At 67.6% G+C, this 5,777-nt stretch carries 6 protein-coding genes; 4 read left to right on the plus strand and 2 right to left on the minus strand.

Features of this window, described 5'->3' with window-relative positions; genetic code table 11:
• Positions 1-1,321: tRNA guanosine(34) transglycosylase Tgt (tgt, locus tag QZV72_RS10885; RefSeq protein ID WP_297008398.1), on the minus strand; the 1,321-nt coding region annotated here is incomplete at its 3' end.
• 256 nt (positions 1,322-1,577) lie between these two features.
• Here tgt and QZV72_RS10890 point away from each other — a divergent pair.
• The 4 genes from QZV72_RS10890 (at position 1,578) to QZV72_RS10905 (ending at position 3,894) form a co-directional block, all read left to right on the plus strand.
• A complete protein-coding gene (locus tag QZV72_RS10890) occupies positions 1,578-2,390 on the plus strand; it encodes an NADP-dependent oxidoreductase (protein ID WP_297008399.1) in 813 nt (270 codons plus the stop codon).
• Positions 2,391-2,483: 93 nt separating this feature from the next.
• Positions 2,484-2,762, plus strand: a complete 279-nt coding sequence (locus tag QZV72_RS10895; RefSeq protein WP_297008401.1) for a ribbon-helix-helix domain-containing protein — start codon at positions 2,484-2,486, stop codon at positions 2,760-2,762.
• On the plus strand, positions 2,752-3,006 hold the full coding sequence (locus QZV72_RS10900) for a toxin (RefSeq protein WP_297008403.1): 255 nt from the start codon (positions 2,752-2,754) through the stop codon (positions 3,004-3,006). The genes QZV72_RS10895 and QZV72_RS10900 overlap by 11 nt, the downstream gene beginning before the upstream one ends.
• Before the next feature lie 30 nt (positions 3,007-3,036).
• On the plus strand, positions 3,037-3,894 hold the full coding sequence (locus QZV72_RS10905) for an MOSC domain-containing protein (protein ID WP_297008405.1): 858 nt from the start codon (positions 3,037-3,039) through the stop codon (positions 3,892-3,894).
• Positions 3,895-3,987: 93 nt separating this feature from the next.
• On the opposite strand, the gene QZV72_RS10910 is transcribed toward QZV72_RS10905, so the two are convergent.
• Positions 3,988-5,777 (minus strand): ABC1 kinase family protein (locus QZV72_RS10910; protein ID WP_367119103.1); only part of this gene is annotated, 1,790 nt, incomplete at its 5' end.

Raw genomic sequence — 5,777 nt, forward strand, 5'->3', positions numbered from 1 at the left:
GCCCGCGCAGCTCCGGGGCCTTGTTCGCGTAGTAGCGTCCCAGGAACTCGTCGCGGTATTCCTCGAAACGCCCGGCTTCAATGGCAGTCCGGATATTCCGCGTCAGCGTCATCATGAAGTTGATGTTGTGCAGCGTGCACAGCGTCCCTGCGAGGAACTCGTGCGCCCTGAGCAGGTGGTGGATGTAGGCTCGCGTGTAGTGCTCGTTGACGTAGCCGCCGGTCTCCGTGTCGATCGGGATGAAATCCCGCTTGTGGCGGGACGCCATGAGGTTCAGGCGGCCGTCCAGGGTGTACACCCCACCACGTCGGGCGAGCCGGGTCGGGGCGACACAGTCGAAGGTGTCCGCACCTGCGGCGATGCAGGTGAACAGGTCATCCGGCTCGGAGATCCCCAGCATGTGGCGGGGTTTGTCCTCGGGCAGCTCATCGCAGACCCAGCCGGCGATGGTGCCGAGGTTCTCCTTCTCCAGGGCGCCACCGATGCCGAAGCCGCCGAAGCCGCGGCGTCCTGCGTCCTCCGCCTCGCGGGAAAGCTCCACGAGACCCCGGGCGGCCTGACGCCGCAGGTCCTCGTACTGCGCACCCTGCACCACACCCCACAGGGACTGCAGCGGACGGTGCGTCCGCCCGCGGGTCAGTCGGTCGTGTTCGATAAGGCAGCGCTCGGCCCAACGGTGCGTCCGGTCGACGGACTCCTCCTGGTAGCGGCGGGTGTCGACCAGCGTGGTGAGCTCATCGAAGGCGAACATGATGTCCGCGCCGAGGCCGTGCTGGATCTGCATCGACTTCTCCGGGGTGAAGCGGTGCATCGAGCCGTCGATGATGGACTTGAAGTCCACACCGTCCTCGTCGACCTGCGCCATCCGCTCCTTCTTCGCCGCGCGGATGTCCGCCTCGGTGAGGTCGGTGACGTCCATCGCCAGGACCTTCTTGAAGCCCACGCCCAGGCTCATGACCTGGAAACCACCGGAATCCGTGTAGGTCGGGCCGTGCCAGTTTTCGAACTCGGCGAGGCCGCCGGCGGTGTCGACGATGTCCTCGCCGGGCTGCAGGTAGAGGTGGTACGCGTTCGACAGGATCGCCTCCGCGCCGGTGGAGCGGACCTGCTCGGGGGTGAGGGTCTTCACCGTGGCCTTCGTGGCGACGGGGATGAACGCGGGGGTGTGGATGTCGCCGTGCGGGGTGTGGATGACGCCGGTGCGGCCGTGCGCCGGGGCTCCGTCGACGGTGCCCAGCCGGACGCCGGGGTCGAAGGTGGTGTCGGCGGGGGAGGACGCCGAGGACGCCGAGGACGCCGTGTCGGCCGGTGCTTCAGTCATGGTTGACCAGTGTATCCGGCGGTGCCTCCGGACCTGACTGCGCCATGTACGACTCGGCTAGCTGGTTTCTGGCCGTCGGACCACCCGGTCGGGTTGCATCTGGCGCCAGGTCGGGCGCTCCAGGTTGGTGCGGACCGCTGAGACCAACCTGGGGTGCCCGACCCGCGGCCCAGCGCTCCGGGATCGGTGACCGTGGTTACCCTCGGGGAGGACAATCACCCCCACGTCCAGGAAACTCAGGAGGCCCGGAATCCTCATGACTGTTGCACATACCACCCGCACCGCACGCCAGATCGTCCTCGCGTCCCGCCCGGAGGCGGCACCCGGCCCCGGGCATTTCCGCTCCGAGACCGTCGAACTCCCCGAGCTCACCGACGGCGACATCGAGGTCAAGGTCCGCTACCTCTCCCTCGACCCGTACATGCGCGGCCGGATGAGCGACGCGAAGTCCTACGCCGCACCCGTGCCCGTCGACGGCGTCATGGAGGGCGAGACGGTCAGCGAGGTCGTCGCCTCGGAGAACCCTGACTTCGCCGAAGGCGACCTGGTGCTCTGGCGTACGGGCTGGGTGGACGCCGTCGGCATCGCCGGTGGGGAGAAGAAATGTGCATGGGTCAGGGACGGGATCGGCTTCGACGCCGCCGTCGACCACCGCGACCCGGACTTCTACGACAACCTCAAGGCCGCCTGCCCGGACGGCGTGGACGTCTACTACGAGAACGTCAGTGGTCCGGTGTGGGATGCGGTGCGTCCGCGGCTGAACCTCTACTCGCGCGTGCCGGTGTGCGGGCTCGTCGCCAACTACAACACCGGTGGCCTGGGGGACCACGACCGGCTACCCGCCACGATGAACACGATCCTCACGCAGAGCGTGCTGGTCCGCGGGTTCATCCAGACGGAGTTCGCCGAACATTACGACGAGTTCCTCGACGAGATCGGACCGAAGGTCGCCGACGGCACCATCGTCCACAGGGAGGACATCGTCGAGGGGCTGGACGCCGCGCCCGAGGCCTTCATCGGGCTGCTCGAGGGAAAGAACTTCGGCAAGCTGCTGGTCAAGGTCGGCTGAGGTCGGAGGCCTCCACTGAACTCGGGGCGGCATAGCGTACAGCCTGCAACGGGAGCGCTTCTCTCCGCGCAGAATTTCGTATACGGTAATCCCATGAGTGAACACCTGCTGCATGGGAAACCTGTGACCGACGAACAGATCCAGGCCTGGGCTGATGAAGCTGAGGCCGGCTACGATCTGTCGACTTTGCCGGAGCCCCGCCGGGGCAGGCCCCCCGTCGGCGACGGCCCGGGGACCGTGGTGCCGGTGCGTCTTGATGCAGCGACTCTTGCTGCGCTCACCGAGAAAGCTGAAGCTGAGGGGATCTCCACGCGTTCCGAAGCGATCCGGACAGCGGTGCGACAGTGGACGCAGGGGCCGCATGCCGCCTGACATCCATCGGTCGGCGCGCAAGCATTACCGGCGGGACCGGTTGACTGACGACATTGTTCTCTATGCCGCAGACCATGTGCTGAACTCTCGCCCACTTGACGAGGATGACCCGAGACGTTGGCTCATGATCAGTATCGATCCTGCGGGCCGTGTACTGGAATTGATCGCGTTGGTTTTCGATGACGGCTACGAACTGATCATCCATGCGATGAAAGCTCGGTCTATGTACCTCGACGATATGTGAGGAGCAGGGGCATGGCGTAGCGTCGCTGCCATGCCGCAGGTCACCGCGCTCTACCGCTACCCCGTCAAGGGGTTCACCCCGCAACCCTGTGAATCGCTGATGGTCCAGCCGGACGGCCGCATCGCCGGGGACCGCGTCCTCGCCGTCCGGTTCTCGGACGCAGCCACGCCGGAGGATAAGGACGGTCTCGACTACTGGCCGAAGGTGAAGGGGTTGTGCCTGCAGGATTTTCCGACGCTCGCCCGGCTGCGTGTCGAGTTCGACGGTAGGACGCTGACCTTCCGTGACCGAACTGACAATGACGCGCTCCTCGTCTCCGCCGGGCTTGACGAGGGAGGACGCCGCGAGATCTGTGACGCGCTGACTGACTGGATCCTCGTGGGTCCGGATGCGAAGCGGTTGGGGCGACCGGGCAGGCTCCCCCTGGAACTGGTCGGTGACGGGGTGAACGCCCGGTTCCAGGACCGGCCGCGTGGCTTCGTCTCTCTGCACTCGGAGGAGTCGGTGCGGGAGCTGGACCGGGTGAACAGTGCAGCGAACAGCGCCGTCCCGCTCGACGACCGCCGGTTCCGGTCCAACGTCGTCATCGACGGGGTGCCGGCATGGACCGAACTGGACTGGGCGGCGAACACCACCGACATCACCGTGGGCCAGGTCCGGTTCACGGCGCAGAAGACCATCGTGCGTTGCATGGCGGTCACCGCGAATCCGGACACCGGCATCCGCGACGCGAACCTGCTCAAGGTCCTGACCAGGGAGGTGGGGCAGGCGGAGCCGACACTCGGCGTCCTCCTGCTGCCCACCGATGCCACGGGCTCCGGCGCGGTCGGAAGTACCTCCGGGAGCGGCGGCGTCCTCCGCCTCGGGGACGCGGTCAGCGTGGGTTGAGTCGAGTGCTCCAGGTTGGTCCGGGACCGGAAAACCAACCTGGAGCACTCGACCCGGGTGGCCTGTGATCCATGGGCCAACCAGTCGGGTGGGTCACACCCGGCGCCCGCCGAAGAGCGCGTAGAGCAGCGGCAGTACCGACAGTGCCATCATCACGATGCCCACCACGTTCGCGGCCGTACTCCACGAGTCCCCCGCCCCCGCAGATCCCCGCAGCACCGCCCCGCCGATCACCAGGCCGACGAAGACGATCGCGGCGACCACCCGGACCGCCGCCCGCTCCAGCCGTTTGAGCTGGTGTTCGACCTGCGGTGTCTTCACCGACAGGTCGCCACTCTCCACCACGGAGATCACATGGTCGAGCCGCCGCGGCAACGCGACCACCGTCTTCGCCGTCGCAGCCGCCGAGGTAACCGCCCGCCCAGCAATCTCCGCCGCCGACGCCCCGGCCTGCTCCCGGATCAGCCGGGTCGCGAAGGGTGTCACCGCTTCCCAGATGTTGAACTCCGGGTCCAGTGTGGAGCACAGCCCGGACAACATCGACACCGCACGCATGATGAGCAGGAAGTTCTCCGGCAGCTGGAACGGCATCGACCGGATCACGTCGCGGAACCGGTGCGCGAACTCCTCGAACTCCTTCGGATCCACGTGCTGCAGATCGGTCACGGCCATCCCGCCGAAGCGGTCGAAGAGCTCGGTCATCGCCTCGGCGAGAGTGTCGGTGTCCGCGCCGTCGAGCAGGACGCCCAACCCCTGCATCGCGGTGACCATCCCGGCCCCGTCGCGCAACCCCACGGCGATGACCAGCGACCGAAGCCCGTCCCGCAGCGTGTCATCGATGTGCCCGGTCATTCCGAAGTCGATGAAGGTCAGTGAGAACTCCCCACGCCGCAGACCCGGGGTGACGAAGATGTTCCCCGGGTGCGGGTCGGCGTGGAAATGCCCGGTCGTGAACAGCTGGGTGAACATCTCCCCGGCCAGCCTTCCGGCCACCTCAGAGGGGTCGATGCCGAGCCCACGCAGCGTCGCCACATCACTGATCTTGATCGCGGTGACGTCCTGCAGCGTCAGCACTCGACGGGTACTGCGCTCCCACACGACCTGCGGGGCACGGGTGCGCGGACCGTCGCCCGCGGCGTCCGCGAACTCCTTCCGGAAGGACGCCGCCTCCGCAGCTTCGTGCAGGTAGTCGATCTCCTCGTGGCTGGTGGTGGCGAACTCCTCGATGAGTGCCGGCACATCAGCGCGTCCGGCGATGAACGGCACCTTCGCCAGCCAGCCGGCGATCCTCCGCAGCGCGGAAAGATCGACGTCCACGATCTCGGCGATCCCGGGCCGCTGCACCTTCACCACGACTTCCGCGTACCCCACCTCGGCGGCCAGCGCCGGGGTCAGCCGCGCCCGGTAGGCCTGCCCCAGCGACGCCGCGGCGATCGGTCCGGTGGTGAAGGACGCGAAGGCGCGTGTCAGCGGCATCCCCAGGTCTGCCTCGGCCTGGGCGCGGACCTTGTCGAACCCGACCGCGGGGACATTGTCCTGCAGGGCGGCGAGTTCATCCGTCACCTGCGCCGGAAGCATGTCGATGCGGGTCGACATGAACTGTCCGACCTTGATCATCAGCCCGCCGAGGTCGGTCGCCAACCGCCGGAACCGCATCGCGGACCTGGTCAGCCGTTTCGTCTGGCCCTCCCGGCTCCAGGCCCGCAGGCCGATCCGTGGCAGGACCAGGTCGAACCACCAGACCTGCAGCATCACGGACAGGCCGAAGGCCATGATGCGCCGGTAACGGGCGCGCAGCCGGTGGCCCGCGGGCCGGGGTGTGCTCACTCCCCGGCCGGATCCCCGGCAGCGTCCCCGCCGGTCTCTCCGGCACTCTCCCCGGC

The organism is uncultured Corynebacterium sp. (assembly GCF_902782855.1).
In the GTDB taxonomy this organism is placed as follows: Bacteria; Actinomycetota; Actinomycetes; order Mycobacteriales; family Mycobacteriaceae; genus Corynebacterium.

Bases quoted from the DNA above. Each gene is read 5' to 3' on its own strand.
- QZV72_RS10890 (WP_297008399.1), top strand. From the start codon at position 1,578: ATGACTGTTGCACATACCACCCGCACCGCACGCCAGATCGTCCTCGCG.
- QZV72_RS10895 (WP_297008401.1), top strand. From the start codon at position 2,484: ATGAGTGAACACCTGCTGCATGGGAAACCTGTGACCGACGAACAGATC.
- QZV72_RS10900 (WP_297008403.1), top strand. From the start codon at position 2,752: ATGCCGCCTGACATCCATCGGTCGGCGCGCAAGCATTACCGGCGGGAC.
- QZV72_RS10905 (WP_297008405.1), top strand. From the start codon at position 3,037: ATGCCGCAGGTCACCGCGCTCTACCGCTACCCCGTCAAGGGGTTCACC.